2 protein-coding genes are annotated in these 1,609 nt (G+C 63.3%); both read right to left on the bottom strand.

Features of this window, described 5'->3' with window-relative positions; all coding sequences use genetic code 11:
- Positions 1 to 250: AMP-binding protein (locus tag AC16JP_RS12170; protein WP_484340882.1), on the bottom strand; the 250-nt coding region annotated here is incomplete at its 3' end.
- Positions 251 to 284: 34 nt separating this feature from the next.
- Positions 285 to 1,609: O-antigen ligase family protein (locus AC16JP_RS12165; RefSeq protein WP_484340881.1), on the bottom strand; the 1,325-nt coding region annotated here is incomplete at its 5' end.

The following is a 1,609-nucleotide window of genomic DNA, read 5'->3' as shown; positions in this document are numbered from 1 at the left end:
CCAGCAGCAGCACCGGATGCCCGGCGCGCAATGTGCCCAGATAGGCCAGGATCGAGTCGAGATCATTGCGGACGCAGAGCACCACCAGCCGGCGTTCCACACCCAGCGCCTCAGCCCACTGATCGGCGCGCGCCAGCAGCGCGCGATAGGAGATTTCCTCGCCGGTATCGAACACCAGCGCGATGCGGTCGCCGTGGCGGTCGAGCCGACGCGCCCAGTCCGCCGGTGCGGGTTGCCAGTTTTCCGCCATCAGTGCGCAGTTCTGTGCAGGCGTGGCATCCGGCTCAGACGTTGCGCAGCCATGCAGGCACCAGCGCCGGCGCCGGGCGAAGCGGTTGCGCGGCCGCAACAGGGTTCGCCGCAGCCAGACGCTTTCGTTGCAGATACCAAAGCCCGATGATCAGGCCCGCATAGCCGAACCCCAGCCCCTGCCCGCCTTCGGTGCTGAGGATCAGCCGCGTCAGCAGAAGCGACATGATGCCGACGGCTGCTGCCCCGGCCACCATTTCATCGCGGCTTTCGGCGTTCAGATAGACACGGACGCCCGTCACCATCGCAGTCACGAAAAAGCCGACGAACAGCAGGAACCCCGGCACCCCGAACTCGACCAGCAGGTTGATGGGGTAGCTGTCGATGGTGAATTTGCCGGCAAGATTAGTGTAGGGCACCACCTGATCGATCGAACCCATGCCATGGCCGACCGGATTGCGGATGACTTTCGGTGTCGCCATCGCCCACTGCGCTTCGCGGGCATTGTCGCTCGCCTGGTGGGCGCCGCCACCCAGCACCATGACACGGATACGCGGCAGCGTAAGCACCGCGACGGCCAGCGTCAGCGCAGCAGCCGGAAACATCGACAGCATCGCCGGGGCAATCAGGTCGCGATCTCCCTTGGTGGTGCGGTAGCGCCGCCAGATCCACAGCCCGGCAAAGGCAGGGATGGTCGCGAACAGGGCCACCATCGCGCTGCGCGCCTGTGTCAGCACACCTGCCGTGATCATCAGGGCCAGCAGCAGGATGGCCGCTACCGTCCGCCAGGCGCTCTTCGACCAGGAAATCGCCAGCAGGGTGAACGGCAGCAGCATGCCCAGATATTCGGCATACAGCAGCGAGTTGGTGAAGATCGAACGCGAACGATATTCACCCAACCGCACATTCCCGAACTGCAAGCTGTCCAAGATCGTCGGATCGATCGACAGGAACGACGGGATATGGTCGGCCCAGATCGGCTTGGAAATCCGGTATTCCGGAATCACCACCGCCGACGTGATAGCGGCAGCCACCAGAATCAGCTTCACCAGCCGCTGCGGATTGCCGGGTTTCGTCATCACCCATGCACTGATCAGGAAGAAAGAATACCAGATGAACAGGTGGCTGGTCCAGCGAGAGGCGGATTCGAACTTGCCGACCCCCATCATCAACACTTCCCAGCCGATCCAGAACAGGAACAGCCGCGTCATCACTTTCTGCGAACCAAGAATATCGCCGAACTGGCCGCGCATCCGCGAAGACGTCGCCAGCGCATACAGCGCAACCGTCGCCAGCAGGAACATCGCGATGCGCTGAAAGGAAATCCACGGCAGCCCCGGCGCGTTCAGCGCCAGATAGT

The sequence above is a fragment of the Sandaracinobacteroides sp. genome (genome assembly GCF_057137845.1).
The sequence above is the reverse complement of the archived record's forward strand: the minus strand, read 5'-3'. Positions and strand labels throughout refer to the sequence as shown.